Source organism: Streptomyces sp. NPDC005706 (assembly GCF_040631045.1).
Classification (GTDB): domain Bacteria; phylum Actinomycetota; class Actinomycetes; order Streptomycetales; family Streptomycetaceae; genus Streptomyces.
In genome coordinates this window covers 384,387-410,839 of record NZ_JBEXYS010000002.1, presented here as the reverse complement: position 1 = coordinate 410,839, position 26,453 = coordinate 384,387, and the positions used below count along the sequence as shown (strand labels likewise).

The window sequence follows — 26,453 nt, the reverse complement described above, 5'->3', positions numbered from 1 at the left end:
GGCCTCACCCCATGGTACGTGGCCCTGCGGGTGAAGGCCTCCGCAGGGCCACGGGGCCGGGTGCCGGACGGCCCGGGTTCACGTTCCGGACGGGCTCCGGTTCACGGGCCGGACAGGCCGGGTCTCACTTCGTGGCGGTCGGGCCGGGTGCGATCTTCGCGCCCTTCTTCAGGAAGCCCATGTCCTCGTAGACCGGCGTCCGGAAGCCGAACGCGCCCGCGTTGACCACGTCCTTGCGCACGCCGACCAGCTCGGGCCGCTGGTAGAGCGGGATGGACGCGGCCGCGGCCCAGATCCGGGAGTCCGCCTTGCGGATCAGGTCGCGCGCCTCGCCCTCGTCCAGCGTCGTCGCGGCCTGGTCGAAGAGCTGGTCGACCTGGTCGGTGCCGACCCGGGTGTAGTTCTGCTCGATGTTCACCGAGCCGTCGGCGGCCGGGATCGGCTTGCCGTAGATCGGCCGGGCGTCGGTGGCGGGGAAGGCGGAGGAGGGCCACGAGTACAGGGCGAGGTCGTAGTCGCCGGAGGCGATGTGGTCCTTGAAGTAGCTCTCGTCCGAGACCTTGGTGACCGTCGTGCGGATGCCGACCTTCGCCAGCATCGCCGAGATCCGGGCGGCGACGGTGTCCAGCGTCGCGGATCCCGGCCCCGAGGGAAGCACGAAGCGCAGGTCGAGCGCCTTGCCGTTCTTGGCCAGCGGCGCGGTCACGGCGCCGGCCGGGGCGGCGGTGCCCTGCGGGGCGTAGGCGCCCGGCGCGCCGCCGGTGTACTGCCTGCCGTCCTGGGCGAGGTGCTTGCCGCCCTCGTCGCCCTTCTCGCCCCGCTCCTCGGCCGACTCGTGCTGCTTGGCCTTGTCGTCCTCGCCGACGATGTACTCGCCGTCCTTGCCGCCGTCGGACTTCTTCTCCTTGTCGCCCTTGCCGCGCTCGGCGCCGGCCGCCTTCTCGCCCTGCTTCTGCTCCTTCACCGGGCCGCCGGCCACCCAGCCGGCGTCCGTGAGCAGCGCCTGCGCCTCCTTGACGTCCGGGCCGCCCAGGGCGCCGCTGCCGTCGGCGTAGGCGTCCTGCCCGGACAGGGCCAGGTGGCTGCCGACCGGCACGGCGGGCAGGCCGAGCGGGGTCAGCACGGCCTTGGCCAGTTCCTCGCGGTCCAGGGCCCGCGCGACGCCCCGGCGGACCCGCTCGTCGGCGAGCATGCCCCCGGCGCCGTTGAGGGCGAGCTGGGTGTAAGCGGGCTCCAGCGACTTGCGGACGCCGAAGGCGCGCAGTTCCTGCTGCTGTTCCAGGTACCGGGTGATCGCCTTGCGCAGCTTCTTCTTCCCGGCCTTCACCTGTTCGGCGTCGAAGCCGTGCGCCAGCGCCCAGGACCGCAGCTTGCTCGCGGAGGTCTTGCCGCCGCCCCGCAGCGGGGAGCCGCCCGAGCCGGAGGCCGCCTTGATCCGCTCGGCGTCGGCGGAGTCGATGTCGGCGATCTGCACGGTGCCGTCGGCGAGCGCCGACACCCGCTTGTCGCGGTCCACCGCGTGCAGCACGAGTTCGTTCAGCTTGGCGGGGCTGCCCCACCAGCGGGGGTTGCGGGTGAGGACGACGTCCTTCTTGGCGGTGTCGACCTTCTCGACCTTGAAGGGGCCCGCGGTGACGGCGAGCTTCCGGCGGGCGCCGTCGTTGAAGGCGTCCGGGGTGCCCATGACGTCCTTCGGGTACAGCGGGGAGAACAGCGACTTCCAGTCGGCGTAGGGGCGGGAGAAGGTGACCCGGACCTGGAGGTCGCCGGAGCCGCGCTCGATCTTCTCGATGCGGTCGTAGCCGGCGTTGCGGGCGGTCCAGTAGGCGCTGTCCTTGCCGGACAGGGCGCGCCACTGGGCGGCGAAGTCGGCGGCGCCGATCTCCCGGCCGTCGCTCCACACCGCCTGCTGGTTCAGCTTGTACAGCACCACCTGGCGCGGTTCGGTCTCGATGACCTTGGCGGACTCCAGATAGGCGGGGTTCGCCACCGGCCGGCCGTTGGCGTCGGACCGGAACATCGACGGCAGCACCGCCTGTGCGACACGGGTGGTGCCCGCGTCGGCGTCGGCCTGGTAGGTGTTCAGGGTCTCCGGTACGGCGTCCACGGCCCACTTCAGGGTGCCGCCCTCGGTGACCTTGTCGCGGGCCACGAGGCCGATGTCCTGCCCGGCCAGGGGGCGGCTCGCCTCCTCGTCGGAGCCACAGCCGGCCAGGAGCGGCACCGCTAGGGCGCCCGCGGTGAGGAAGACGGCCGGGCGCAGGACCGCGCGCAGGCCGACGCCGTGGTGGGACATCTCTGCTACCTCCGGGAAGCCGCGGGCGTTATGATCACTTTTGGCGGTATATGGAGCTGATCAGATCTATCCACCCACTGAAGAGGAAAGGATCCGGCAAGAGCGGGCGACACGGCGGCAACGGACACGAACCCCACCCGTGCGGCGCAATACACCGAAAGTGCATCCGTACGCCTCGGCCAATCGGTGCACATCTCTTCACAGCACCAGGTGTGACGCGCAACACTCCAAGGCGCATGAACGTCGCCGCTCAAGGCCCGCAGACCCGCGGAAGTGAGGGCAAGTCATGTCCGTGCACGACGAACTGACATCCGTCCAGCGCTGCCTGGACGACCTGCACCGGTCGATCGGACGCCTGGAGCAGCAGCTCGGCAGCGGTGGCCTGGAGATGCGCCGGGTCCGGATGGACGCCGACCATCTGCGCGACAGCCTGCGGCTGCTGCGCGAGGCGGCGAACCACGCGGCCGCCCCGAACCGGCCCGACCTCGTCACCATCTCCGACACGCCGTACGACATCAGCCTGTGGACGGACTCGGACGACGAGGGTCTGGGCGCCCGCGACCGGCACGCTCCCTGAACCCCGAACCGACCGGAGTCCCGTCTTGGCTACTGGTACGGAATCCCAACAGGACAGCGGTGGCGTGCGCGGCGGTACCCGCGCCGCGATCGCCGCACCGCATCTGCGGACCGACCGCTGGTGGCTGGCGCCCGCCGTCACCGCGGCCGGTCTGCTCGCCTTCGTCGTCTACTCGACCTGGCGGGCGTTCTCGAACGCGGACTACTACGCGGCGCCGTACGTCTCCCCGTTCTACTCGCCCTGCCTGGCGGAGAACTGCCACGCCATGCGCGCCGGGCCGAACGCGGAGGTCTTCGGGAGCTGGTGGGGCGTCTCGCCGGCGATCATCATCCTGATCTTCCCGCTCGGCTTCCGCCTGACCTGCTACTACTACCGCAAGGCGTACTACCGCAGCTTCTGGGCGTCCCCGCCCGCCTGCGCGGTGGCCGAGCCGCACCGCGGGTACACCGGCGAGACCCGCTTCCCGCTGCTCCTGCAGAACGTCCACCGCTACTTCTTCTACGCCGCCCTGCTGGTCGCCGGCGTGCTGACCTACGACACCGTGCTGTCCTTCCGGGACCCGCACTACCACTGGGGTCACATGGGCCTGGGCACCCTGGTCTTCCTGGCCAACATCGTGCTGATCTGGGCGTACACGATCTCCTGCCACTCCTGCCGGCACATCGTCGGCGGCAAGCTCAAGCACTTCTCCCGGCACCCCGTGCGCTACCGCGCGTGGCAGTTCGTCGGGCGGCTGAACGCCCATCACATGCCGCTCGCCTGGGCGTCCCTGGTGAGCGTGGCGCTCGCCGACTTCTACGTCTATCTCGTCGCGTCCGGCGTCTTCGACGATCCGCGCTTCTTCTAGTGACTCCAGTGAGGGACTGATTGATGTCCGTGGTCGACCGGCAGGAGTGGGACGTCGTCGTGGTCGGTGCCGGGGGCGCCGGGCTGCGCGCCGCCATCGAGGCGCGCGAGCGGGGCGCCCGTACGGCGGTGATCTGCAAGTCGCTGTTCGGCAAGGCGCACACGGTGATGGCCGAGGGCGGCATCGCGGCGGCGATGGCCAACGCCAACGAGCACGACACCTGGCAGGTCCACTTCCGCGACACCATGCGCGGCGGGAAGTTCCTCAACCAGTGGCGGATGGCCGAACTGCACGCCCGGGAGGCCCCGGACCGGGTGTGGGAGCTGGAGACCTGGGGCGCCCTGTTCGACCGGACGAAGGACGGCCGGATCTCGCAGCGCAACTTCGGCGGCCACGAGTACCCGCGGCTCGCGCACGTCGGCGACCGCACGGGCCTGGAGCTGATCCGCACCCTCCAGCAGAAGATCGTCTCGCTCCAGCAGGAGGACGCCAGGGAGACCGGGGACCACGAGTCGCGGCTGAAGGTGTTCCAGGAGTGCACGGTCACCCGGATCCTCAAGGACGGCGATCAGGTCTGCGGCGTCTTCGGCTACGAGCGGGAGACCGGGCGGTTCCTCGTCCTGGAGGCGCCCGCCGTGGTCGTCGCGACCGGCGGGATCGGCAAGTCGTTCAAGGTCACCTCGAACTCGTGGGAGTACACCGGTGACGGGCACGCCCTCGCGCTGCTGGCCGGGGCGCCGCTGCTGAACATGGAGTTCGTGCAGTTCCATCCGACGGGCATGGTCTGGCCGCCGTCGGTCAAGGGCATCCTCGTGACCGAGTCGGTGCGCGGGGACGGCGGCGTGCTGCGCAACTCCGAGAACAAGCGGTTCATGTTCGACTACATCCCGGACGTGTTCAAGGAGAAGTACGCCGAGTCGGAGGAGGAGGCCGACCGGTGGTACGACGACCCCGAGCACAACCGCCGGCCTCCCGAGCTGCTGCCCCGCGACGAGGTGGCCCGGGCGATCAACTCCGAGGTGAAGGAGGGCCGCGGCTCGCCGCACGGCGGGGTCTTCCTGGACGTGTCCACGCGGATGCCCGCCGAGGTCGTCCGGCGCCGGCTGCCGTCGATGTACCACCAGTTCAAGGAGCTGGCGGACGTCGACATCACGGCGGAGGCGATGGAGGTCGGGCCGACCTGTCACTACGTGATGGGCGGCATCGCCGTCGAGTCCGACACGGCCGCGGCGCGCGGGGTGCCGGGGCTGTTCGCGGCCGGTGAGGTCGCCGGCGGCATGCACGGCTCCAACCGGCTCGGCGGCAACTCGCTCTCCGACCTGCTGGTGTTCGGGCGCCGCGCGGGCCGGCACGCGGCGGAGCACGCGCGGGGACTGGCGGACCGGCGTCCGCGGGTCGACGACGCCCAGGTCAACACGGCGTCAGCGGAGGCCCTGCGCCCGTTCTCCGCGCAGACGGAGGGCGAGGCGGGCCCGCCGGAGAACCCGTACACCCTGCACCAGGAGCTCCAGCAGACGATGAACGACCTGGTCGGCATCATCCGCCGGGAGGACGAGATGGAGCAGGCCCTGCACAAGCTGGCCGAGCTGCGGGTACGGGCCCGGCGGGCCGGTGTCGAGGGGCACCGCCAGTTCAACCCGGGCTGGCACCTGGCCCTCGACCTCAGGAACATGCTGCTGGTCAGCGAGTGCGTGGCGCGGGCCGCGCTGGAGCGCACCGAGTCGCGCGGCGGGCACACCCGTGAGGACCACCCCGCGATGGACCGCGGCTGGCGCAACGTGAACCTGCTGTGCGCGCTCGCCGACCCCGGCGGCACCCTCGCCGGCACCGATCCCGCCCGGGGCCAGATCCGGCTCACCCGGGAGACCACCGAACCCGTCCGCCCGGACCTGCTCGCCCTCTTCGAGAAGGAGGAGCTGGTCAAGTACCTCGCCGAAGAGGAGCTGTACGAGTGAGCAGCTACGAGGCCCGCTTCAAGGTGTGGCGGGGCGATGTGAGCGGCGGGGGCCTCGCGGACTTCGCGGTCGAGGTCAACGACGGCGAGGTGGTGCTCGACATCGTGCACCGGCTCCAGGCCACCCAGGCCCCGGATCTCGCGGTGCGCTGGAACTGCAAGGCGGGCAAGTGCGGTTCCTGCTCGGCGGAGATCAACGGGCGACCCCGGCTGATGTGCATGACCCGCATGTCGGTGTTCGACCGGGACGAGACGATCACCATCACCCCGCTGCGGGCCTTCCCGGTGGTCCGGGACCTGGTGACGGACGTCGGCTACAACTACCGCAAGGCCAGGGAGGTCCCGGCGTTCGTGCCGCCGGCCGGTCTCGGCCCCGGCGAGTATCGCATGTCGCAGGAGGACGTGGAGCGCTCGCAGGAGTTCCGCAAGTGCATCGAGTGCTTCCTGTGCCAGGACGTCTGTCACGTCGTGCGCGACCACGAGGAGAACAAGGAGGCGTACGCCGGCCCGCGCTTCCTGATGCGCATCGCGGAGCTGGACATGCACCCGCTGGACGCGGCGGCCGAGAAGGGCCTGGACCGGGGGCGCACGGCCCAGGACGAGCACGGCCTCGGCTACTGCAACATCACCAAGTGCTGCACGGAGGTCTGCCCCGAGGGCATCCGGATCACCGACAACGCCCTGATCCCGCTGAAGGAACGCGCCGTCGACCGCAAGTACGACCCGCTGGTGTGGCTGGGGTCGAAGATCAGGAGACGTTCCACGTAGCGGACGGCACTACGGCCGCACCCAGTCCCTCCGGTACGCCCTCCAGTCGTCCTCGGTGGCCGCGAAGTCGACGTACAGGGCGACGCCGAAGCGGGTGCGGCCGGCGTCGGTGCGGGACAGGCCGAGGCGGACGCCGCGGACGGCGGCCGGGACGGTCTCCGCGTGGGCCCAGTGGCCGAAACGGTTCTCGTGGTAGAAGGGCAGGCCCATGAGCAGGTCGGTGGTCCTGGGCGTGACCTCCAGGGCGAGGCTGGTCTGCTGGGCCACATAGCCGCCGTACAGGCTCTGCAGCGGCTGCATGGTGTCGTACGACATCACGGCGATCTGGTCCACGCGGCGGGCCACCTGCCCGAAGTAGGCCTGCGACCACCACTTGGGGTGGCCGGTGGTCGTGCCCCAGAAGGAGTGGAACCCGGGCACCGGGTCGATCTGGTGGGCGGCGACGGAGAGCAGGGCGTGGTGGGCACGCGTGAGGGCGCGCAGGTCGTCGAGGAGGGAGAGGTAGTCCCGGTCACCGGAGTGGAGGGGCTCCAGGTCGAAGTGGGCGCCCTCGAAGCCGGCCGCGAGGACGCCGCGGGTCGATTCGACGATCGCCTCACGGGTGGCGGCGCGTTCCAGGCGCAGGCCGTCGGGGCCCTCGCCGGCCAGCACGTCGCCGAGCCAGGCCTGGACCCGGACGCCGGGGAGTTCCCGGTGCACGGCCGCCGTGAGCCAACCCGCCCTCTTGTAGGCCGACTTCGGGAGCGTGCCGTCGTGCTCCAGGGGTCCGGAGTGGACGTAGAGGTCGCGGATGCCGGTGTCCCGGAGGCGGTCGGCGAGGGCCTTCACGTCCGCGTCGGTCTTGCGCCCGTCCACCCAGGCGTGGCCCAGCCAGAGAGCGTCCTTGTGGCGGGTGAGGGTGCCGGGCGCCGGGGTGCCGGTGTAGTTGACGCGCAGGGCCGTCTCGGCGGTGAGGACGGGCAGGGTCAGGGCCAGGAGGACCGCGACCAGGGCGCGGCGCAGGCGGCGGCGCCCGGGGCGTCTGCCGTCGGCGGGTGGAAGCTGCTCGTCGGCGGGCGAGGGCTGCTCGTCGGCGGGTGCGGGCGCGGCCTCGGGGGCCTGCCCTTGCGGTGTCTCCCGCTCCGGTTCCGTTTCCCGCTCCGTTTCCCGCTCCGGCTCCGCCTTCCGGTCCGGTTCCGTCTCCCGGTCGTGCCGTTCCGTGTCCATCCCGCCCCCCTGTCATCGCGTTCCCCCAGCCGCGTCCGCCCCACTCGCGCGGGCGCCTACCTGCCCATACGCTCCGAAATGTGACGTCCTCCCGGATCCGTGGCCGGCCCCGGCGCGCCCGCGCGCCCATACGGGTGCGCCTGGCGCTCGCCGCGGCCGGTGCGCTCGTGGGCACCGGGTGGCTGGTGTTGCCGGTGATGACGGCGGGGGGCGGTGATCCGGTTCCCGCCGCCCCGGCCGGACCGGTCGCCGGCTCCGCCGCACCACGGCAGGACGAGACCTCCACGACCGACCTCGTACTGCCGCTCGCGGCCCTCGGCGCGGCCGGGGTGCTCGCCGGCTACGGGTATCTGCGGCGCACCCGGCGGGCCCGGACCCGCACCACACCGGGCGTGGTGCCGGCGGCGCCGCCCGTGCCCACCGCGGCCGAGAGCGAGCGGCAGGCCCGCGCCGCGCTGGTCCTGGCGGACGACTGCGTGCGCGGCAGCGAGGAGGAACTCTCCTACGTCGCGGAGCTGTTCGGGGCGGAGGCGGTCGAGCCGTTCACGCACGCCCTGCGGGCCGCGGAGACCGAGCTGTCGGCCGCGTTCGCGATATGGCGGCGGTACGAGGAGGGGGTTCCGGTGGACGCGGCGGCCCGGCGGCAGGCACTGGTGGGGGTCGTCGGACGGTGTGCGGAGGCAGGGCGGCGGCTGGACGCCGAGGCGGCGGAGCTGGACCGGCTGCGCGGGCTGGAACAGGGAGTGACCGCGGCCCTGGAGGTCGCGGAAGCGCGGTTCCGTGAGCTGGCCGGGCGGACGGCGGCGGCGCAGACGACGGCGGCCGGACTGCGGGAGCGGTACGCGCCCTCGGCGGCCGCACCCGTCACCGGCTACGTCGAACAGGCCAAGGACCGGCTGGTGTTCGCCACCGAACGGCTCAACGAGGCGCGGCAGGCAACCGATTCGGGCGAGCTGTCGCGGGCCGCCCGCCAGTTGCGCGCCGCCGAGGGCGGTGTCACCCAGGCCGGTGTCCTGGTGGGCGGCGTGGAACGGCTCGCGGCCCGGCTGCGGGAGGCGGCCGCGCTGGTGCCGGCCGCGCTGACCGGCGCGGAGGCGGAGATCGCCGGGGTGCGGAAGGAGGGCGGGCGCACCTCCCTGACCGGCGGTGAGCTGCGGGCCCGGCTCGCGCACGCGGACGCCGCGCCGGCCGCCGTGCGCGCCGAGCTGACCGGCGGCCCGTACGACCCGCTGGACGCGCTGCGGCGGATCACGCGGGCCGTGGAACGCCTGGAGGCGGGGCGGTCCGGGGTACTGGAGGCCGCCGCGCTGCTCGTGTCGCGCGCCTCGGTCGACACCACGGAGGACTTCGTCGCCGTGCACCGGGGGGCGGTTGGCGCACCGGCGCGCGCCCGGCTGGCGCAGGCGGTACGGGCCCTGGGCTCGGGCGCCGAGGCGGACCTGCTCGCCGGGCAGGCCCGGGAGCTGGCCGAGCTGGATGTGCGCGCCCACGGGAACCCGTTCGCCGACGGCCACGCCAGCGGCCTCACCGGCGCCGTCCTCGGCGGCATCCTCCTGGCCGAGGACCCGGACGGCGGCCCCCCGGCAAGCTTCGGCGGCCCGCGGACCCGCTCCCGCCGCCACCTGCCGTGACCCGCCCGCCCCGGACCTCCGGCGCAGGCCGGCTCCGGCCACGGGGCGACGCCCTCGGGCGCTCAGAACAGGCTGAGCAGGGCCTCCGCCGGGTCGGTCAGGCCGGTTTCGCCGCCGGGGAGGGGGAGTTCGAACCACACCGTCTTGCCGCGCGGCGTGCGCCGCGATCCCCAGGCCGCGCTGAGCAGCCCGACGAGTTGCAGGCCCCGGCCGCCCTCGTCCGTGTCCCGGGCCCGGCGTCGCCGCGGCTGCACGAGACCGGAGTCCCACACCTCGCACACCAGGGTCCGGTCCAGCAGCAGCCGCAGCCTGATCTCACCCTCCCCGTAGCGCAGCGCGTTCGTCACCAGCTCGCTGACCAGCAGCTCGGTCGTGTCGACCAGCGGTTCGAGGCCCCAGTCGACCAACTGCGTCCGGGCGTACTCACGGGCCCGCCCCACGCTGCGCGGCTCGCGCGGCAGCGTCCGGTCGCCGACGGACTCGACGGGCAGCCCCTGGACCCGGGCCATCAGCAGCGCGATGTCGTCCTCGCCGTGATGGGTGTCGAGGGCGTTCAGGACGTGGTCGCAGACGTCCTCCAGGGGCCGGGAGGGATCGGTGAGCGCGCCCACGAAGGCCTGGAGGCCCTCGTCGAGGGGGTGGTCGCGGGACTCGACCAGGCCGTCCGTGTAGAGGGCGAGCAGCGCGCCCTCCGGGAGTTCGACCTCGACCTCCTCGAACGGCTCGCCGCCCACGCCGAGCGGCATCCCGGGCGGCACGTCGAGCATCAGGGCCGCCTCACCGGGCTCCACCAGCACCGGCGGCAGGTGCCCGGCGTTGGCGAACGTACAGCGCCTGGTGACGGAGTCGTAGACGGCGTACACACAGGTCGCGAGGTAGACCTCGGAGAGGTCGGCGTCGCGGGGCTGGCGGGCGGCGCGAGTGGCCTGCTGGACGCCCCCGGGGGTGCCGAGGCCGCGGGCGATCTCGTCCAGCGCGGAGAGCACCTCGGCCGGTTCGAGGTCCAGCAGCGCCAGGGTGCGTACGGCCGTACGCAGTTCGCCCATCGCGACCGCCGCGCGCAGTCCGCGCCCCATGACGTCGCCGACGACCAGCGCGGTGCGGTGACCGGGGAGTTCTATGACGTCGAACCAGTCGCCGCCGACCTCGGTGGCCGCGTTTCCGGGCAGGTAGCGGCAGGCGATGTCGAGCCCGGAGGCCTCGGGGTCGCCGGGCGGGAGCAGGGAGCGCTGGAGTATCAGCGCCCGCTCGTGCTCGCGGCGGTACAGGCGGGCGTTGTCGATGCAGACGGCGGCGCGCGCGGCCAGTTCGACCGCGAGGTCCCGGTCCCGGTCGCCGAACGGCTCGCTGCCCTTCGTACGGGCGAAACGCGCGAGTCCGACGACGGTGTCGTGGGCGACCATCGGCACGGCCAGCGTGGACTGCACGAGCCCCCCGTCCTCCGGCGGCACATGCTGCGGCCGGGCGGTGCGCAGGGCGTCCGCGCAGGGCGAGTTGAAGGGGAAGTGGTGGACCGCGCCGACCGCGACGGCGTCACCCGAGCCGGTGAGGGGCGCGTCGGAGACGGCGCTGGCGAAGGCGACGCGGCGCAGTTCCGCACTGCCGTCGGCGAGGCCGGGCGGGGTCTCGTCGCCGATGAGCAGTCCCTGGTAGAGGTCCACGGTGGCGAGGTCGCAGAAGCCGGGGACGACGACGTCCAGGAGTTCGCGGGCCGTGGTCTCGAGGTCGAGGGAGTTGCCTATGCGGGCGCCGGCCTCGTTGAGCAGGGCGAGGTTGCGCCGGGCCGCCGCCGCCTCCCGGGCGGCCGCGCGGCGGGCGGTGATGTCGGTGCCGAGCCAGGCGATGCCGATGGGACGGCCGCTGCCGCTGTGCACCCGGTAGAGGTTGATGGACCAGTGCCGGCGCTCCTCGGAGCCCGGGACGAACCCGGTCACATGCATGTCGGTGATGGAGTCACCGGTCTCCAGCACCCGCCGCAGCGTGGCCGAAACCCGATCCGCCTCGGCACGCGGCAGATAGTCGTGGACCCCCTTGCCACGGTGGTCGTCCGGCGTTCCGCCGAAGATGGAGGCGAAACGCATGTTGGCCCGACGGACTCTCAGATCCGTGTCGATCAGCAGGAACCCGAACGGGGACTGACCGAAAATCGCCTGCGAGGCGGCGAGGTCCGTCTCGATGCTGCGCAGGGTGCGGACGTCCACCACGATGCAGACGGCGGCCCGCTCGCCCTCGGCGGTCCGGGTGGGCATGACGTAGACCTCGGCGAGACCTTCCTCGCCCCGGGCCCCGTCCGGCCCGTCCGGCATCCGGAAGGGCACCGCACCGGTCCACTCCCGCCCGTCGAGGATCTCGGCCATCTTGCGCTGGCTGCGCTCGCGCAGGTCCGAGTCGACGAAGGCGTCGATCGGGTCCATCCCGACGGCGCGTTCGGCGGGGATGCCGAAGAGCTGCTCGGCGCGCATGCTCCACTGGTCGACCAGCCCGCCGGGACCGATGGAGAAGGACGCGACCCTGATGTAGTCGTAGATGGAGCCGGGCGGACTGCTCTGCCACATGGCGTCGCCCGGCCCGCCCGCGTTGCGTGCGGCCTGGTCACTAGCGCCGTCCGACGGGTCCTCGGACTCCGTGGCCTTCGCTGGTATCTCGCTCACGCGAACCGTCCCCTCCAGCTCACCGCACCCGGCACCGGTCACCGGGGGCGGCTGCCCGCAGTATCCAGCACTACGGCGCCGCACAACACGGTGTTCACGATCACAGCTCGGTCGAGGTGCTTTTCGGACCGGGCCGCGACAACACTTCCAGTCTTCTAACCAGGTAACACGGCCTCGAATCACGCACTCCCGCACCGGTCGCCGGGCGGCCCCGCACGATGGACGGCGCGCGCCGGGATGTACACCGCGCTCAGCGCCGGGATGTACACCGCGCTCAGCCGGGCACCGCCAGCTCGAACCAGACGGTCTTTCCACCACCGCCGGGCCGGGTTCCCCAGCGGCGCGCGGCGCCGGCCACCAGCTGCAGGCCGCGTCCGCTCTCGTCCTCGGGCTGGGCGACACGCTCGCGCGGCGGGTCGGGGAGCGGGTCGGAGACCTCGACCAGCAGCGTGTCACCGAGCCGCGCGGGGCGCACCAGCCGTACGCCGATGGGGCCGGTGGCGTGCCGCAGGGAGTTGGTGACCAGCTCGCTCACCAGCAGCGCGGCGAGGTCGGCGACACAGTCGAGGTCCCAGCCGCGCAGTTGGCCGCGGACCGCGCCGCGGGCGGTGCGCACGACGCCCGGCTCCGCCGGGAAAATCCACTCGGCGCAGTCGCCATCGGTGTCGATCACGCCGATCACTTCCCAGGCCAGCGAGCCCACTCATGTCCGTTTTCATGGGGTTAATGGGCACATACCCGGTATCCAGCGGGCAGTACCGCGCGGGACGGCGCGCTGTGGTGCGAACGGCGTAGGGGGCCCGTTCCGCCGCATGCCGCCCGGCGGTCGCGGGCTCCGCTCAGCGCGTTCCGGCGCCGAGACGGGCGGCGACCTCGCGGACCGCGGGTACGTCCTGGTCGAGCCAGGGCACCTCCCAGAGCCGGTCGGGGGTGAGCCAGCGCAGTTCGTCGTGGTCCTGGAGGGGCCGGGGCTCGGCGGAGCCGGCGCGCAGCCGGGCGGTCCACACCCGCAGCACGTACGGGGACTTCAGCGGCCACTCCCCCGGTACGCGCTCGACGGGCTCGGCGTCGACGCCGAGTTCCTCGGCCAGTTCACGCGTCAGGGCGTCCTCGGGCCGCTCGCCCGGCTCGACCTTGCCACCGGGCAGTTCCCAGCGTCCGGCCAGCTCGGGGGGTGCGCTGCGGCGCGCGGCGAGCAACCGGCCGGCGTCGAGGAGGGCGGCTCCCACCACCACGGTCCGGTCCGTCATGGGGCGATCCGTCATGGGACGGAGCCTACGGGAAGGCGGAGAAGGTCAGTTGTGGGCGCCGTTGCCGTTCTGACCGATGCGCTCGACCCAGTAGAGCTGCTTGTGTCCGTGGGCGTCGAGGCTGTCGGCGATCTTCTGGGCCTCGGCCCGGGTCGCGTACCGCCCCACGCGGTAGCGATTGCCGTTGTCGTCCTGCCGTATCACGATCCAGGGCAGGGAGACCCCCGTGCCCTCACTCATGGCTCCCACCGTTCCTTCTCGCACCGCCCCGCCCTCCCTCGCACTCGGGCGCCCGCCGAGCCCCGCCCAAGGAAACCGCAGTCCGCATATGCCCGAGCGTACGCCCAACCTTCACGGAGCGAATACGCCTTTTCACAAAGAGGTACGCAACCAGCCAGAACGCAGGGGGCGCGCGACCGCGAACGCGCCGCCCCCCGTGCCGTTGTCGTGGGTCGGGGGCACTTCGGCCGTAACCGCGATCACCTGGGAGAACGGCCGGATTGCAGCGGCGGGTACGGCACCGGGTGCCAGGGGGTGCGACGGATCGCCGGCCCGCGGCGCGTGCCGGGGTGTGCGCTACTTCACGGGCAGGTGGTACGCGGCCCGGTAGCGGTCGGCCGGGATCACGACGTCGGCGGTCTCCACCGGGCGGCCGGAGGCGAAGTAGGTGCGCTGGATGACGATGACCACATGACCGGGGACGCCGCCGAGCACGTGCAGTTCCTCGGCGAGGCCGGGGCGGGCGCCGACCTCCTCGGTGACGTTGTCCACGATGACGTCGATGGCCCGCATCCGCTCGACCACGCCCATGCCGCCGAGCGGCCCCTCCTCGGGCAGCATCACCGGGGTGCGCCCGGTGACGGCGAGGGGTTCCCAGGAGGTGGAGAGCATCATGGGCTCCCCCGCCTCCCGGAACAGGTACTTCGTACGCATGACGCGCGCGCCGGGCTCGACACCGAGCCGCTCGGCGATGACGGCCCCGGCCGTGCTCTGCGCGCTGCTTGACTCCCAGGTGCCGCGCACCGAGGCGTCGGACTGCTCCTGCCGGAAGGGCGTGGCGCCCGAGGACGGACGGTAGCCGGAGCGGGCCACGCTCCTGGGTACCGGCCGCTCGCGCACGTACGTCCCCGAGCCGGAGCGCCCCTCCACCAGGCCCTCGGCCATCAGGACCTTGCGGGCCTCCAGCGCGACGGTGTCCGAGACGCCGTACTCCTCGCGGATGCGGGCCTGGGAGGGGAGCCGGGTATGGGGAGGCAGTGAACCGTCGACGATCTTCTTGCGGAGATCACCCGCGACACGCAAGTACGCCGGCTGCTCACCGAAAGTCACTGGCCACTCCCATCGGGTTGTACAGACAGCAACAGCCTGGCAACCGTGGGTTGTCCGGTGCAAGCGAAGGCCAGAGAATCACTCGATGTGATGACAGTGGGCCGGGGAGGGCTTTACCCAGGCACTTTCTCCCCGCTATGGCCGCGGCCACACCTGCGCGCGATCATCACGTCCGCGGCACGCCTCAGACCGCCATGCCGCTGTCGCCGTCGGAGCCGCCGTCCCCGGTGCCACCCCTGGCACGAACGCCCCCGGCCGGCGGGGTGGTCTCCAGAGCCAGGGCCCTCCGCACGGGAACCCCCGCCTTCGGGTCGAGCAGTCGAAGGCCGGTGTCGTAGTGCCGGTAGAACGCGTCGGCGTCCGCCGCCTTCGCGGCCTTCGCCCACTCGGCCCGCGCCCGGTCCAGATCGGCGGCCAGGGCGGTGACCGGCTTCCGGGCACCGGCGGGCCACTCGTGTCCGCGCAGCGACCGGGCCTGCCCGTCCAGGGCCGTGGAGATCCGCCCGGCCCACGCCTTGTGCCCCGGCAGGTCGTCCTCGACGTACCTCTCGTCCGGGGCCGACTCCACGGCCGCGTTCAGGATGTGAGCGGCCTTCAGATAGGCGACCTGGTCGGCGTCGAGGACGGTCGCGTCGTTGCGCAGCGAGCCGGTGAGGTCCGCGCCCTCGGTCACGTTGCCGAAGACGCAGGTGACCTCCCGGTCCCCGGCCGACCAACTGCGTTCCGTGGGCGTGAGGTAGTAGACGTCCACGTCGTCGGGGACGGCCCAGGCGTCCATCGCGTAGGTGTCCCGCAGTCCGTAGCAGCGCCCGTCGGCGGTACCGGTCACCGAGTCGTCGCCGGGATAGCCGCCGTCCCGCAGCCGGAACGAGGCGAACACCTCGCCGTCGTGCGCCCCGGAGCAGGGCACCCCGGTCACGACGCCGGTCCCGCCGCTCAGCAGTCCGCCGGGTGCGTCGAAGCACTCCCCCTTCACCAGCGAGGAGTTCGCGCCGTCGCGCACCCCTTCCCGCACTCCCTCCCAGAAGCCGGCCGCGCCGCCCGTGGCCAGTATCAGCGCCCACAACCCCAGCCCGATCCCGGACAGCACCGAGCCGCCCACCGCGAGCCCCGTCCCGCGCTCACCCCGCCGCCGGATCTGCCGCAGCGCGATCAGCCCCAGCACCAGCCCGACGCCCGGCAGACAGCACAGCGCGCCGAACACCAGTGAGGTGATGGCGAGGCCGTTGACGGGGGCGGGCCGGTTGACGGGGCTGTAGCCCTGTGCCCACGGCTGGTACGCCGGCCCCTGCGGATGCACCGGCGGCCCGTACGGCCCCTGCGGGTACGGTGGCTGGGGCGGCTGATACGGCCCGTGCGGCTGCTGGGGGCCGGGGGGCGGGGGTATGGACACCGGTACCGTGCTCCTGGTTCGGGCGGCGGCAGCGCAGGCCCGGCAGGCAGCCGGCTGCCGGGCTGATGTGACTGCGCGCATGGTAAGCCGCGCCGGGCCGGCCCCGGCCGGTGCGGTCGCTCGATTCCGCGTCCGCCGCCGAGCGGTCACGCGCAGTCCGGGACCTTCTCGTCGACGTCGTGGGAGTAGGGGCCCTCGGGCGGATCGCCGTTGAGGAACGTGTTGGCGACCGCGTAGTAGGTGTCGGACCACGGGGGTGAGGCGATGCGGTACCAGTAGCCCCCCGGCATGGCGCTCCCGATCGAGGGGTCGTAGACCTTGCAGCTGACTTCGACGGACGTCAGGTGGTCGAGGTGCCTGCCGGGACCACTCGCGGAGTGGTGATCGCTGAAGGTGTCCGCGCCGTGGGCGTTGCCCTGGATCTCCGTCCGGACCGCCGGGGTGGTGGGGGAACCCGTCGCGGGGCCGCCGCCGTTGCCTCCCCCCGTTCCCCCTCCGGTTCCGCCTCCGGTCCCGCCTCCGTTTCCGCCGCCGCTGCCTCCCCCGGTGCCGCCACCGGTCCCGCCGCCGGGAACGCCGTTCGTCCCGCCGCCGGGCGGTTCCATGGTGCCGCCGCCGGTGTGGGGACCGGCGGTGCCGGAGCCGGTGTGACGCGGGCGGGTGGTCGGACTGCCGCTCGTGCGGGCGGAGGGCCCGGGCGTCCGCCGCGCGCCGCCGGACGACGAGGACGAGGGCGACGGATCCGCGCTGGTCGACGGCATGGTGGACCGGGTCGGCCGGACGGCGGTGGGCGACGGTGAGAGGGGACGCCCGTGGAAGGGCGCATGAGTCCGGCTCCGCTGACCGGGCCCGCTGTCCGTGAACGCGGCGGTGACGGCGAGCGCCACGGCGAGCACTCCGGCCGCACCGGCGGCCACCCAGGCCGTGACCGCCCGTCGGCCGGGCCGCCGGACGTCCGGGCCGCGGCCGCGGGTGCCGCCGGGACGGATGCGGACGACACCGAGGTCCATCGGTGCCGCCGGGTCACTGACCGGCGGCGATACGGCGGCCTCGGTGACGCGGTCGCCGGAGTGTGATCGCCGGAAGCGGTGCTTCATGTGTCTCCTCCGGTCGCCGGGCCGCGCCCGGTGCCGGCCTGCGGAGTACCGCCGGCCGGGGCGGGCGCGGACGAGACGGCTCAGCAGACGGGAACGGACGAGTCCGTGTTGTGGGTGTAGGGCCGGTGGCCGGGAACGTCGCCGTTCCAGAACGTGTTGGCGACGGCGTAGTAGGCGTTGTTCCAGGGGCTCGAGGCAATGCGGTACCACCAGCCGTCCGGGTTCGCGCTGGCGATCTGCGGGGCGTACACCCGGCAGCTGACGTCGACCGTCGTCATCGCCGCGATCCTCGGCCCCGCTCCCGAGGCGTTGTACGGATCGGTGAAGGTCGGCGAGCCATGGCTGCCCGACTGCTCCGCGCGCGACCTGGGCGACGAGGCCGACGGCGGGGCCGCCGGCGCCGACGACCGCGGGGGGTCCGCGGGCGTTTCGGGCGACGCGGTGGCCGCAGGCGCGGTCGGGGGCGTCGTCACCGGTGCCGGAGGCGGCACAGCCGCGGACGCCGAAGCCGCATGGGGTTCGGGCGTGCCGGGGGTCACGGATGCCGCGGGTCGCGGTCCCTGCCCCGGTCCGGCCGGGGGAACGCATTCGGGCGTCCTGATCTGATGGGTGACGTAGGCCGCGTTGACGAACCCGTACCGGTGCTCCGGCCCGGTGTGCGCGTCGACGTAGAACCACTTGTCGGTGGTCAGGTGGGCCCAGGAGGGGTGAGAACTGCTGAGCCAGCACTTCATGGTCACGCCGGTGCCGTTCGGCAGGTAGCCGGCGATGCCGCACTGCGCGGAGCCGGCCACGGTGCCGCAGTTGCGGAACGTGGTGGGTCCCGAGTCACCGGAATCGGTCGTGCTCACGCGGTTGTTGGACCACAGAGGGCGGCCGTCGGCGTCGTGGACGACGACGTCGGCGTCGGACCGCACCTCCAGTCGTGCGCCCGGATGCCCCTCGGTGCCACTGGCCCAGAGCACGCCGCCATCGGCCGAGTAGACCACCAGGTTGCCGTCGTCCTGCATGATCGCCCGCGCTCCGGGGTGCCCCGCCGTGCCGGTTTCCCACAGCAGCTGCCCGTCGTCGCCGACGAGGATGCCGTTCTCGGCGTTGCCACCACCGAAGTAGGCGTTGCCGTACAGGTCGTCGACCTCCTGGTAGATCGGTGAGACTCCGTGGAGGGAGTACTCCACGAGGTTGCCGTCGTCCTTCATGACCAGTTCGTAGTCCCCGTCGTCGGAAACGGCCGACTGACCGGCCCCCAGCACCCGGCCGGCGGGCAGGCCCGTGCCGGCGGCGTCGGCCGTGCGCAGCTCGGCGGTGACGGCCGCCGCGGCGAGGAGAACCGTGGCACCGCACACCACGGCGAAGCGGGGAAGGCGCCGGCGGGCGGCGGGCTTTGTGGTGTCCGGCGATCGCCGGGCGGGATCGGTGGGCATGGCCGGGGCTCCCGGTGGGTCGGGCACGGGTCGTGCGACCGGATGGTGGAGGGCGGGTCGAGAGGAGCGCGGGTCACGTCTCGGAGCATCGCGGGACGGCCACGTCGATGGTGTGGGTGCCGCCCTGTTCCCCCACCGGATCCCCGTTGGCGAAGGTGTTCGCCGGTGCGTAGAGGCCCTTCCAGGGGCCGTCCGCGATCACGTACCAGGCGTTGACGCTGGCCATGCCGGACCTGTTGACCGCCACGCAGGACACCGGGACCTCGGTGCCGAGCGGGATGCGGTTCCTGCCCTCGGCGTTCGCGCCGGACGCCGAGGAGAAGACCGGGACGCCGTCGTTGCGGTCGGCGATCTCCTTCCAGGTGCGCCGGGCGGATTCGGTGGAAGTGCCGGTGGGCGAGACGCCGGCGGAGCCGGGTCCGGAAGGGTTCGCGGAGCCGGTGTGGGGGGCGGCGGCGCTCGGGCTCTCCCCGGCCGGGGACTTGGCCTCGTCGTCGGAGAGCGCCGAGGGCAGTACCGCGGCGAGGATCGCGCCGATGGCGCCGATCAGGGCCACCACCACGGCGGGGAGCCAGCCCGGTCGCCTGCCGGTCCCTCTCCGGTCGTCCGGCTCGCCGCCGGGCCGCGGGACGTCCGGCGCGACGGGCTCGTCCGCGGTGCGCCGATTTCCGCCGCCCTCCGCGGAGGCCGCCGGTCGCGGGGCCGGAGGGGAGCCGGACGGATCTCGCGGGGGCGGCTCTCCGCTCGCGCGGTTGTCCCGCTCGTGCTGGGACGGAGGGCCGGACAGACGGTCCGCCAGGTCGGCCGTGCCGTCGGGGCCGAGGCCGGGCACGGTGAGCCAGGCGGTCTCCTCGAAGCCCTTGGCCGTGTCCTCCACCAGCACCTTCACCCACTCGGCGGGGTCGCTGCCGACGAGCTGCTCCTGGATCACGCCGGTGTACACACCGTGATCCACGATCACCACCAACGGGCAGTGGGGCGGCGCCAGTTCGAGAGCCTTGCGGCACAGGACGGAGTCGACCAGGCGCACCGCGCGGACCGGTGCCGTCCCGACGAGGACCCCGTCCGCGGTGAGCTCCGAATAGCCGTCGACCACGGCGAGGCGCAGCTGGATCTGTGCGTCGGCGGACCTGTCGCCGTTCGTCTTCCGCAGGCTGTCGAGCAGGGCGAGCGGGTACCGCGTCACGACCTGCTGCGCCGTGGCTCCCTCCGCCAGCCGCAGCAGCTCACCATCGCCTCGCGACTGGACGACCGCGGCGTCGCGCTCCAGATCCGCCTCTACGGCGGCACGCTTGCGGAGAATGCCGGTGACGCTGGTGACGTCCAATTGCTGATGGCTGCTTCTGCCGCTGAACCGGCGCAGGTCGTCGACGACGTGCCAGCGGCGTATGGGTCGGTAGTCCGGTCGCATGTTCACGGTCCCTCCCGCGGAGCGCGGACGCTTCCCGCGCCGGCGCGGCGCAGGGGCTCCTGGTGGGCAGCAGTATGGGCAGGGGTGACGGATGTGAGGGGTTCGCCCGTCAAATGAGGGACCGCCGGGGCGGCTTCGGGCTCTCGCCGGGGAGCGCCAGGGCACGCAGCGCCGCCATGTCCCGGACGGTGATACGCCCCGCACCGGCGGCGACGATCTCGTTGTCCCGCAGTTCACGGAGCGCCCGCTCGACCGAGGAGGCCTTCACGCCGATGAGGGTGCCCCACTCCAGTTGCGTGAGGTCCACGCCGATGACCACCGAGCCGCCGTAGGTGACATGGCCGTAGTCGTCGGCCATCTCCAGCAGGACACGGGCCAGGCGGGTCGGCGTGGTGAAGGAGGTGTAGTCGACGCGGCGCCGGGTCGAGGCACGCAGCTTCCGGCTGACGGACGCCGCCAGCGCGAAGGCTCCCGCCGGACAGCCGGACAGGATGCGCTCGAACTCCGCGCGTGCCAGGCGAACGGCAAGGACCGGGCTGAGCCCGCAGGCCACCACGCTCGCCGACCGCAGCCCGCCGTCCAGCGCGGCCTGCTCGCCCACCACGTCTCCGCCGACCCGGACCGCCAGCAGGGCGTGGCCGCCCTGCGGCAGCGTCGAGACGACCTTCACGCACGAGGAGAGCAGTAGCAGGACGTCCGTGTCCGAGTCGCCCTGCCGGATGAGCGGCTGCGCCCTGCGGTAGGCGGTGAGTTCACCGGCGTCGACAAGGGCGTCCAGGACAGGGCGTTCCAGTCCCGCGAGGAAGCTCTGCGTGGGCCATGTGCTGCTGTTGCCCCGGACGATGGACTTCGCGTCTCCAGGCACGGCATCGCGTCCCATATGCCCCCCGATCTCACCCCGACCCCCGTACACGACCATTGTCCGGATACGATCTTGAGATTTCCGAGGTTTTCCGGGAGGCGGGTCGGCGAGGCGGGTCGGCGGACATACCGTCCGCCGCCGAGCGGAGGAACGCGGAAGGGCCGGGCTCTGTGGAGCCCGGCCCTCTTGGTGCGCTGAGACAGCTCGGCGGCGACTCAGACGGCCTGCTGCTGCTGCTGTTGTTGCTGTTGTTGCTGCTGCTGCTGCTGTTGCTGCTGCTGCTGCTGCTGTTGCTGCTGCTGCTGCTGTTGTTGCTGCTGCTGCTGCTGTTGTTGCTGCTGCTGCTGCTGCTGCTGCTGCTGCTGCTGTTGCTGCTGCTGCTGCTGCTGCTGGCCCGGCTGCTGCTGTTGCTGCTGTTGCTGCTGTTGCTGTTGCTGTTGCTGTTGCTGTTGCTGCTGCTGTTGCTGCTGCTGTTGCTGTTGCTGTTGCTGCTGCTGCTGCTGTTGCTGTTGCTGCTGCTGCTGCTGTTGCTGCTGCTGTTGCTGTTGCTGTTGTTGCTGTTGCTGCTGTTGCTGCTGCTGGCCGCGCTGCTGCTGCTGTTGTTGTTGCTGCTGCTGCTGCTGCTGCTGCTGCTGCTGCTGCTGCTGCTGCTGCTGCTGTTGCTGCTGTTGCTGCTGCTGTTGCTGCTGTTGCTGCTGTTGCTGCTGTTGCTGCTGCTGCTGCTGTTGCTGCTGCTGCTGTTGCTGCTGCTGTTGCTGCTGCTGGCCCCGCTGCTGCTGTTGCTGCTGCTGTTGCTGCTGCCGGGCCTGCTGGACCCGGCCCCGCTGCTGCTGCTGTTGCTGTTGCTGCCGCACTACCGGCTTGCACGGGCGCTGCTTGCACGGGCGCTGCCGGGCGAGGTCCGTGGTCGCGGGCGCCTTCTGGTGGGTCGATGCCACCACAGCGGCTGGAGGTGCAGCGCCGACCGCTTCTCCGGCGAAGCCCGCCGGAAACGCCAGAGCAGCAGCGATGAGCGCTGGGCTGAGCCGGGTGAGGTACCGCTTGCCACGCATGACCTTTCTCCCTTCGACCCGCGGAACGAAAGACAGCCGTTCCCCCGTGACCGGCACCTGCGATCAGCACCAGGCAACGGTCGAACGCCGCCTTTAGCAGGATCACACGCGTCACAACACCCATCAAGAAACCGCTCATCCTAGGACTCGGGGTTATCGGCAACAGCCGTCCGCAAAAAGCCCCCGAGCGGCGGGACGGCGACGGAATGAGCTCAACAACGCCCCCATATGCAGCTCTTGAGGAGCCACGCGCACTGACACCGCGGCAACCGGGGCCGGATTTCCGGACGCCGCCCCCAGCAGGCCCTTCGGACGCGCGAAACACAGAAACCGACTATCCTAGGAGCAGGGGTATTTGGATGGAGAAGAATCCGCACCAGTCGCCCACCAGGGGGAACGCCGGATGAATGACGAACCACGGCGAGCGGAGCTCGCGGACTTCCTCAGGACACGACGACTGGCCCTCCAACCGGAAGAGGTCGGCCTTCCCCCACGCCCCTCGCGGCGAACACCCGGCCTGAGACGGGAAGATGTCGCCGACCTGGCGGGCATCAGCTCGTGCTGGTACTCCCAGCTCGAACAGGCGCGCAAGATCCGGGTCTCCGACCAGGTCCTCAACTCGCTCGCCGGGGCCCTCAGGCTCAACGGCGAAGAACACGACTATCTGTTGACGCTGGCGACCAGGGACGCCCGTTCCAGCGCGACCGTACCCGCGAATGGGGTAACGGCGACGCTCCAACGCATCCTCGACAGCCAAATCCCGCATCCCGCATTCGCCCTCGGCCCCCGGTTCGACATTCTCGCCTGGAACCAGGCACGAACCGACGTTTATGGCGATCCGGCCGCGACAAGGCCGGCCCACCGCCATCTGCTATGGCTCTTTTTCAGCGACCACATGCGCGAACTGATGCAGAACTGGGAGCCGAGCGCCCGCTCGATACTCGCCGAGTTCCGTTCGGCGACCGGACTTTATGTGCACGAGCCGTGGTTCACCACTCTGGTCCGCGAACTGAGCGAAAGCAGCGCTGATTTCCGCGCCTGGTGGCGGTGGCACGAAATCGGCAAGCAGCGCGTCACCACCCGCGAGGTCAGACATCCTCTGGTGGGGCCCATGACGCTGGAGGAGACCACGCTCGTCGTCGACGATCGTTCGGGGCGGCGGGTCATTCTGGAGACTCCGCAGCCCGGCACCGGTACCGAGGACAAACTGACGGCGCTCGCCTGGCGCTACGACCGGGTGCAGGCCCCGTCCCAGCGCGCGCTGGGACAGGCCTGGAGGTGAGACCGGAAGCCCGTGCAACAAAACGGCCGTTCACGCCGTCGCCGCGAGGGCGAAGCCCCATAGCCGTAAAGCCCAGTTCGGTCCCGGTTCGCCGAGCCCGGTGATCACGACGATCACCACGGCGAGGAACGCCCACAGGGCGATACCGGCGACGTCCGATCCGGCGTTCCTGGCGGCCGACGAGCGCGGCGAGCCGCGGGCGCCCAGGGACCAGACCTGCCAGGGGTCGCGGCGCCGCACCCACTCCCCCGGCAGCACGGCCGGCCAGGTGAGCCAGAGACCGATCCGGATGACGGCCGCCCGGTCCAGCGCGACGGGGCCGCCGGTGACACGTTCCAGACCCTGCCGGACAACACCGTTGCCTGCGCGGAAGTGGCTTCGGACATCGCGGAGTTGCCGCTGCCGCGCCACACCGCCGTGATCATCGGGCCCGGGCATGACGTTGTGGTTTCTGGGTCATCATGATCATCCTCGCGGACGTGAGCGTCCCGCCGCCCTGCCGCTGCCACGGCGCGGCCCACATACCCTCGACGCGGTTTCTTCCCGTTGCGACGAACACCGCTCGCCCCGTCGTCGGCCCGGACGAGCAGGGGAAGAACGACCGGAATCTTGTGCGACGGACCTGGCCCCACGGTGAACTGCTTCCAGGCGGACTCTCGATCGAGTCGGTCGCCGGCCGGTCCGCAGGCGGTCCACTTACGAATCTACGTCGTTTCCGGTGATGTTCAACTCGGCGGCGCCTCGGCCCGCCGCCGGGCGGAGAACGAGGAGGGGCCGGACTCTCCCGAGCCCGGCCCCTCCTCGTGCGCGATCAGACGTTGAAGCGGAACTCCACGACGTCGCCGTCCTGCATCACATAGTCCTTGCCCTCCATGCGGGCCTTGCCCTTGGCGCGGGCCTCGGCGACCGAGCCCGTCTCGACCAGGTCACCGAAGGAGATGACCTCGGCCTTGATGAAGCCCTTCTGGAAGTCGGTGTGGATCACACCGGCCGCCTCGGGGGCCGTGGCGCCCTTCTTGATCGTCCAGGCCCGGGACTCCTTGGGGCCTGCCGTGAGGTAGGTCTGCAGACCGAGCGTGTTGAAACCGACGCGGGCGAGGGTGGCGAGGCCCGGCTCCTCGGCGCCGACCGACTCCAGGAGCTCCAGCGCGTCCTCCTCGTCCAGCTCGGCGAGGTCCTGCTCCAGCTTGGCGTTGAGGAAGATCGCCTCGGCGGGGGCGACCAGCGCGCGCTGCTCGTTCTTGAAGTCCTCGTCGACCAGCTCGTCCTCGTCGACGTTGAAGACGTAGAGGAACGGCTTGGTGGTGAGCAGGTGCAGGTCGTGCAGGAGCTCGTTGCGCTCGGTGCCCTGGACGATGCCGTGCGCGAAGAGCGTGTCGCCCTTCTCCAGGATCTCCTTGGCCTCCTCGACGGCCTTGACCTTGGGAGCGATGTCCTTCTTGATCCGCGACTCCTTCTGGAGCCGGGGCAGGACCTTCTCGATGGTCTGGAGATCGGCGAGGATCAACTCGGTGTTGATCGTCTCGATGTCGTCCTTCGGCGATACCTTGCCGTCGACGTGGACGACGTTCTCGTCCTTGAAGGCACGGATGACCTGGCAGATCGCGTCGGACTCACGGATGTTCGCGAGGAACTTGTTGCCCAGGCCCTCGCCCTCGGACGCACCGCGCACGATGCCGGCGATGTCGACGAAGTCCACCGTGGCCGGAAGAATGCGCTCGGACTTGAAGATCGACGCCAGCTTGGCGAGGCGGCCGTCAGGGACACCGACCACGCCGACGTTCGGCTCGATCGTGGCGAACGGGTAGTTGGCCGCCAGCACGTCGTTCTTGGTCAGGGCGTTGAACAGGGTCGACTTGCCGACATTGGGCAGGCCGACGATTCCGATCGTGAGCGACACGTTGCGACTTCCCGTAGATGAGAGGGGCCAGGGGCTGCCAGGGGCCAGAGACACTGGCCGATCCACCAGTCTACGGCGTCCGCGACGGCGGGCTCGCGGGAGCGCGGGACGTCCGGCCGAGCCGCGCCCACCGGCGTGTCTGAGGGCCGATTGAGCACATAAGCAGACCTAAGTTGGTCCAATGGAGCAGCGCAGAAGCCGACCCCCGAACAACGGACGGCGACGCGGCACACCGCCCGCGTCGCTGCCGCCGCAGGTACGCCGGCCGGTGCCGCGCGGGGCGCGGCCCGCGGACGGACGGCCGGCGAGTGCCGGGGGGCCGGACGGGCAGCCGGCGGGGCTGCGGCTCACCGGGCTCGGCGGGGGACTGTTCTGCACGGCCGTGATGATCCTGCTCGGTCTGCTGGACCAGCTCATGTTCGGTGCGTCCCTGACGCTGTACGGCGTGCTGTTCCTGCCGGTGTGCGTGCTGACCGCGCTGTGGGTCCGCGGCGGCGACCTGCTCACCGCCCCGGTCGTCGTGCCGATCGCCTTCGCGGCGGGCCTGTTCCCCGTCGCGGACGGCACCGGGGGACTGCTCGGGCGGCTGATGGGGCTGGTCACCGGGCTCGCCACTCAGGCGGGCTGGCTGTACGGGGGGACGCTGCTCGCGGGGGTCATCGTGCTGGTACGCCGGGTGCTGTGGGTGCGGGCCCGCCGGAGCCGTGCCTGACCGGCGGGTCCCGCGCCGTCCTTCCCGGGCCCGAGCCCGTGGCCGGTCAGCCCCCGAGCCGCGCCTGTGCCTGCGCCGCGTGCATCGCCGCCCCGACGATGCCGGCGTTGTTCTGGAGCTGGGCCGGCACGATCTCCGCCTTCACGCCCTCGATGAGGTGCAGGAACTTGTCCGCCTTGCGGCTGACCCCGCCGCCGACGATGAACAGCTCGGGCGAAAAAAGCATCTCGACGTGGGCGAGGTACTTCCCGACCCTGCGCGCCCACTGCTCCCAGCTCAGGTCGTGGTCCTCCTTGGCCTTGCTGGAGGCCCGCTTCTCGGCCTCGTGGCCGTTCAGTTCGAGGTGGCCCAGCTCGGTGTTGGGGACCAGGACGCCGTCCACGAAGACGGCGCTGCCGATACCGGTGCCGAAGGTGAGCAGGATGACCGTGCCCCGCCGGTCCCGGCCGGCGCCGAACTGCATCTCGGCGACGCCCGCCGCGTCCGCGTCGTTCACCACGGTCACCGGCAGGCCGCCCAGCCGGCCGCCGAACAACGCGCGCGCGTCCGTGTCGACCCAACCCTTGTCGACGTTGGCCGCCGTACGGACCGTGGCCCCGCCCGTGACCACTCCGGGGAAGGTGAGACCCACCGGGCCGGTCCAGCCGAAGTGGTCGATGACCTGCTTCACCCCGTCGGCGACGCCGTCGGGCGTCGCCGGGTGCGGGGTGAGCACCTTGCAGCGCTCCTGGGCCAGGTCCCCCTTGTCCAGGTCCACAGGGGCGCCCTTGATCCCGGATCCACCGATGTCCACGCCGAAGATCTGCATGGC

General features: G+C 71.9%; 23 protein-coding genes. 8 read left to right on the top strand and 15 right to left on the bottom strand.

Annotated elements, in window-relative coordinates; translation table 11 throughout:
• Positions 1-124: 124 nt before the first annotated feature.
• Positions 125-2,296: an ABC transporter family substrate-binding protein gene (locus tag ABZ478_RS05430; protein WP_359545554.1), complete on the bottom strand. Its 2,172-nt coding sequence runs from the start codon at positions 2,294-2,296 to the stop codon at positions 125-127.
• Positions 2,297-2,582: 286 nt separating this feature from the next.
• Between ABZ478_RS05430 and ABZ478_RS05425 the strand changes: the two genes are divergently transcribed.
• The 4 genes from ABZ478_RS05425 to ABZ478_RS05410 are packed head-to-tail and all read left to right on the top strand — an operon-like array spanning position 2,583 to position 6,442.
• Positions 2,583-2,873 carry a hypothetical protein gene (locus tag ABZ478_RS05425; RefSeq protein ID WP_199211871.1) on the top strand — a complete coding sequence of 97 codons (291 nt, stop codon included), beginning with the start codon at positions 2,583-2,585 and terminating at the stop codon, positions 2,871-2,873.
• Positions 2,874-2,898: 25 nt separating this feature from the next.
• A complete protein-coding gene (locus ABZ478_RS05420; protein ID WP_359545553.1) occupies positions 2,899-3,720 on the top strand; it encodes a hypothetical protein in 822 nt (273 codons plus the stop codon).
• Between the two features lie 23 nt (positions 3,721-3,743).
• The gene (locus ABZ478_RS05415) at positions 3,744-5,675 is read left to right on the top strand and encodes a fumarate reductase/succinate dehydrogenase flavoprotein subunit (protein WP_359545551.1); all 1,932 of its coding nucleotides are present in this window, start codon (positions 3,744-3,746) and stop codon (positions 5,673-5,675) included.
• Positions 5,672-6,442 (top strand): succinate dehydrogenase/fumarate reductase iron-sulfur subunit, encoded by a 771-nt coding sequence (locus tag ABZ478_RS05410; RefSeq protein WP_359545549.1) that lies wholly within the window; start codon positions 5,672-5,674, stop codon positions 6,440-6,442. Before ABZ478_RS05415 ends, ABZ478_RS05410 begins: the two co-directional genes overlap by 4 nt.
• 9 nt (positions 6,443-6,451) lie before the next feature.
• On the opposite strand, the gene ABZ478_RS05405 is transcribed toward ABZ478_RS05410, so the two are convergent.
• Complete coding sequence (locus ABZ478_RS05405; protein ID WP_359545547.1) at positions 6,452-7,648, bottom strand: hypothetical protein; 1,197 nt, start codon at positions 7,646-7,648, stop codon at positions 6,452-6,454.
• 80 nt (positions 7,649-7,728) lie between these two features.
• Between ABZ478_RS05405 and ABZ478_RS05400 the strand changes: the two genes are divergently transcribed.
• A complete protein-coding gene (locus ABZ478_RS05400; protein WP_359545545.1) occupies positions 7,729-9,279 on the top strand; it encodes a hypothetical protein in 1,551 nt (516 codons plus the stop codon).
• Between the two features lie 62 nt (positions 9,280-9,341).
• On the opposite strand, the gene ABZ478_RS05395 is transcribed toward ABZ478_RS05400, so the two are convergent.
• From ABZ478_RS05395 to ABZ478_RS05350, 10 genes are all read right to left on the bottom strand, one after another.
• Positions 9,342-11,930: a SpoIIE family protein phosphatase gene (locus ABZ478_RS05395; protein ID WP_359545543.1), complete on the bottom strand. Its 2,589-nt coding sequence runs from the start codon at positions 11,928-11,930 to the stop codon at positions 9,342-9,344.
• Between the two features lie 274 nt (positions 11,931-12,204).
• Positions 12,205-12,633 carry an ATP-binding protein gene (locus tag ABZ478_RS05390; protein WP_359545542.1) on the bottom strand — a complete coding sequence of 143 codons (429 nt, stop codon included), beginning with the start codon at positions 12,631-12,633 and terminating at the stop codon, positions 12,205-12,207.
• Positions 12,634-12,769: 136 nt separating this feature from the next.
• Positions 12,770-13,180 (bottom strand): (deoxy)nucleoside triphosphate pyrophosphohydrolase, encoded by a 411-nt coding sequence (locus ABZ478_RS05385; protein WP_359545896.1) that lies wholly within the window; start codon positions 13,178-13,180, stop codon positions 12,770-12,772.
• 45 nt (positions 13,181-13,225) lie between these two features.
• Positions 13,226-13,420, bottom strand: coding sequence for an SPOR domain-containing protein (locus ABZ478_RS05380; RefSeq protein WP_359545540.1), 195 nt, complete (start codon positions 13,418-13,420; stop codon positions 13,226-13,228).
• Between the two features lie 336 nt (positions 13,421-13,756).
• Positions 13,757-14,509 carry a GntR family transcriptional regulator gene (locus tag ABZ478_RS05375; protein WP_359545538.1) on the bottom strand — a complete coding sequence of 251 codons (753 nt, stop codon included), beginning with the start codon at positions 14,507-14,509 and terminating at the stop codon, positions 13,757-13,759.
• A 184-nt stretch (positions 14,510-14,693) separates the two neighbouring features.
• The gene (locus tag ABZ478_RS05370; protein WP_359545537.1) at positions 14,694-15,902 is read right to left on the bottom strand and encodes a DUF4190 domain-containing protein; all 1,209 of its coding nucleotides are present in this window, start codon (positions 15,900-15,902) and stop codon (positions 14,694-14,696) included.
• 146 nt (positions 15,903-16,048) lie between these two features.
• Complete coding sequence (locus ABZ478_RS05365; RefSeq protein ID WP_359545535.1) at positions 16,049-16,999, bottom strand: hypothetical protein; 951 nt, start codon at positions 16,997-16,999, stop codon at positions 16,049-16,051.
• Between the two features lie 80 nt (positions 17,000-17,079).
• Complete coding sequence (locus tag ABZ478_RS05360; RefSeq protein WP_359545533.1) at positions 17,080-18,423, bottom strand: hypothetical protein; 1,344 nt, start codon at positions 18,421-18,423, stop codon at positions 17,080-17,082.
• Positions 18,424-18,496: 73 nt separating this feature from the next.
• Complete coding sequence (locus tag ABZ478_RS05355) at positions 18,497-19,840, bottom strand: hypothetical protein (RefSeq protein WP_359545531.1); 1,344 nt, start codon at positions 19,838-19,840, stop codon at positions 18,497-18,499.
• 103 nt (positions 19,841-19,943) lie between these two features.
• On the bottom strand, positions 19,944-20,699 hold the full coding sequence (locus ABZ478_RS05350) for a Crp/Fnr family transcriptional regulator (protein WP_359545529.1): 756 nt from the start codon (positions 20,697-20,699) through the stop codon (positions 19,944-19,946).
• A 167-nt stretch (positions 20,700-20,866) separates the two neighbouring features.
• On the opposite strand from ABZ478_RS05350, the gene ABZ478_RS05345 reads away from it, so the two are divergent.
• Positions 20,867-21,892 carry a hypothetical protein gene (locus ABZ478_RS05345; protein WP_359545527.1) on the top strand — a complete coding sequence of 342 codons (1,026 nt, stop codon included), beginning with the start codon at positions 20,867-20,869 and terminating at the stop codon, positions 21,890-21,892.
• A gap of 259 nt (positions 21,893-22,151) precedes the next feature.
• Positions 22,152-23,030: a helix-turn-helix transcriptional regulator gene (locus tag ABZ478_RS05340; RefSeq protein ID WP_359545525.1), complete on the top strand. Its 879-nt coding sequence runs from the start codon at positions 22,152-22,154 to the stop codon at positions 23,028-23,030.
• Positions 23,031-23,060: 30 nt separating this feature from the next.
• Here the strand turns inward: ABZ478_RS05340 and ABZ478_RS05335 are convergent, their stop codons facing one another.
• Positions 23,061-23,468 (bottom strand): hypothetical protein, encoded by a 408-nt coding sequence (locus tag ABZ478_RS05335; RefSeq protein WP_359545523.1) that lies wholly within the window; start codon positions 23,466-23,468, stop codon positions 23,061-23,063.
• 373 nt (positions 23,469-23,841) lie between these two features.
• Positions 23,842-24,930, bottom strand: a complete 1,089-nt coding sequence (gene ychF / locus ABZ478_RS05330; RefSeq protein WP_184968237.1) for a redox-regulated ATPase YchF — start codon at positions 24,928-24,930, stop codon at positions 23,842-23,844.
• A 181-nt stretch (positions 24,931-25,111) separates the two neighbouring features.
• Here ychF and ABZ478_RS05325 point away from each other — a divergent pair, with 181 nt between their 5' ends.
• Positions 25,112-25,642: a DUF6542 domain-containing protein gene (locus tag ABZ478_RS05325; protein WP_359545521.1), complete on the top strand. Its 531-nt coding sequence runs from the start codon at positions 25,112-25,114 to the stop codon at positions 25,640-25,642.
• 46 nt (positions 25,643-25,688) lie between these two features.
• On the opposite strand, the gene ppgK is transcribed toward ABZ478_RS05325, so the two are convergent.
• A complete protein-coding gene (ppgK, locus tag ABZ478_RS05320) occupies positions 25,689-26,450 on the bottom strand; it encodes a polyphosphate--glucose phosphotransferase (RefSeq protein ID WP_359545519.1) in 762 nt (253 codons plus the stop codon).
• Between the last annotated feature and the right edge of the window lie 3 nt (positions 26,451-26,453).

Excerpts from the sequence above, each read along its gene's own strand:
- ABZ478_RS05365 (WP_359545535.1), bottom strand. The coding sequence starts at position 16,999 with ATGAAGCACCGCTTCCGGCGATCACACTCCGGCGACCGCGTCACCGAG.
- ppgK (WP_359545519.1), bottom strand. The coding sequence starts at position 26,450 with ATGCAGATCTTCGGCGTGGACATCGGTGGATCCGGGATCAAGGGCGCC.
- ABZ478_RS05430 (WP_359545554.1), bottom strand. The coding sequence starts at position 2,296 with ATGTCCCACCACGGCGTCGGCCTGCGCGCGGTCCTGCGCCCGGCCGTC.
- ABZ478_RS05340 (WP_359545525.1), top strand. The coding sequence starts at position 22,152 with ATGAATGACGAACCACGGCGAGCGGAGCTCGCGGACTTCCTCAGGACA.
- ABZ478_RS05325 (WP_359545521.1), top strand. The coding sequence starts at position 25,112 with ATGGAGCAGCGCAGAAGCCGACCCCCGAACAACGGACGGCGACGCGGC.
- ABZ478_RS05415 (WP_359545551.1), top strand. The coding sequence starts at position 3,744 with ATGTCCGTGGTCGACCGGCAGGAGTGGGACGTCGTCGTGGTCGGTGCC.
- ABZ478_RS05335 (WP_359545523.1), bottom strand. The coding sequence starts at position 23,468 with ATGCCCGGGCCCGATGATCACGGCGGTGTGGCGCGGCAGCGGCAACTC.
- ABZ478_RS05380 (WP_359545540.1), bottom strand. The coding sequence starts at position 13,420 with ATGAGTGAGGGCACGGGGGTCTCCCTGCCCTGGATCGTGATACGGCAG.
- ABZ478_RS05425 (WP_199211871.1), top strand. The coding sequence starts at position 2,583 with ATGTCCGTGCACGACGAACTGACATCCGTCCAGCGCTGCCTGGACGAC.
- ABZ478_RS05405 (WP_359545547.1), bottom strand. The coding sequence starts at position 7,648 with ATGGACACGGAACGGCACGACCGGGAGACGGAACCGGACCGGAAGGCG.
- ABZ478_RS05385 (WP_359545896.1), bottom strand. The coding sequence starts at position 13,180 with ATGACGGACCGGACCGTGGTGGTGGGAGCCGCCCTCCTCGACGCCGGC.
- ABZ478_RS05360 (WP_359545533.1), bottom strand. The coding sequence starts at position 18,423 with ATGCCCACCGATCCCGCCCGGCGATCGCCGGACACCACAAAGCCCGCC.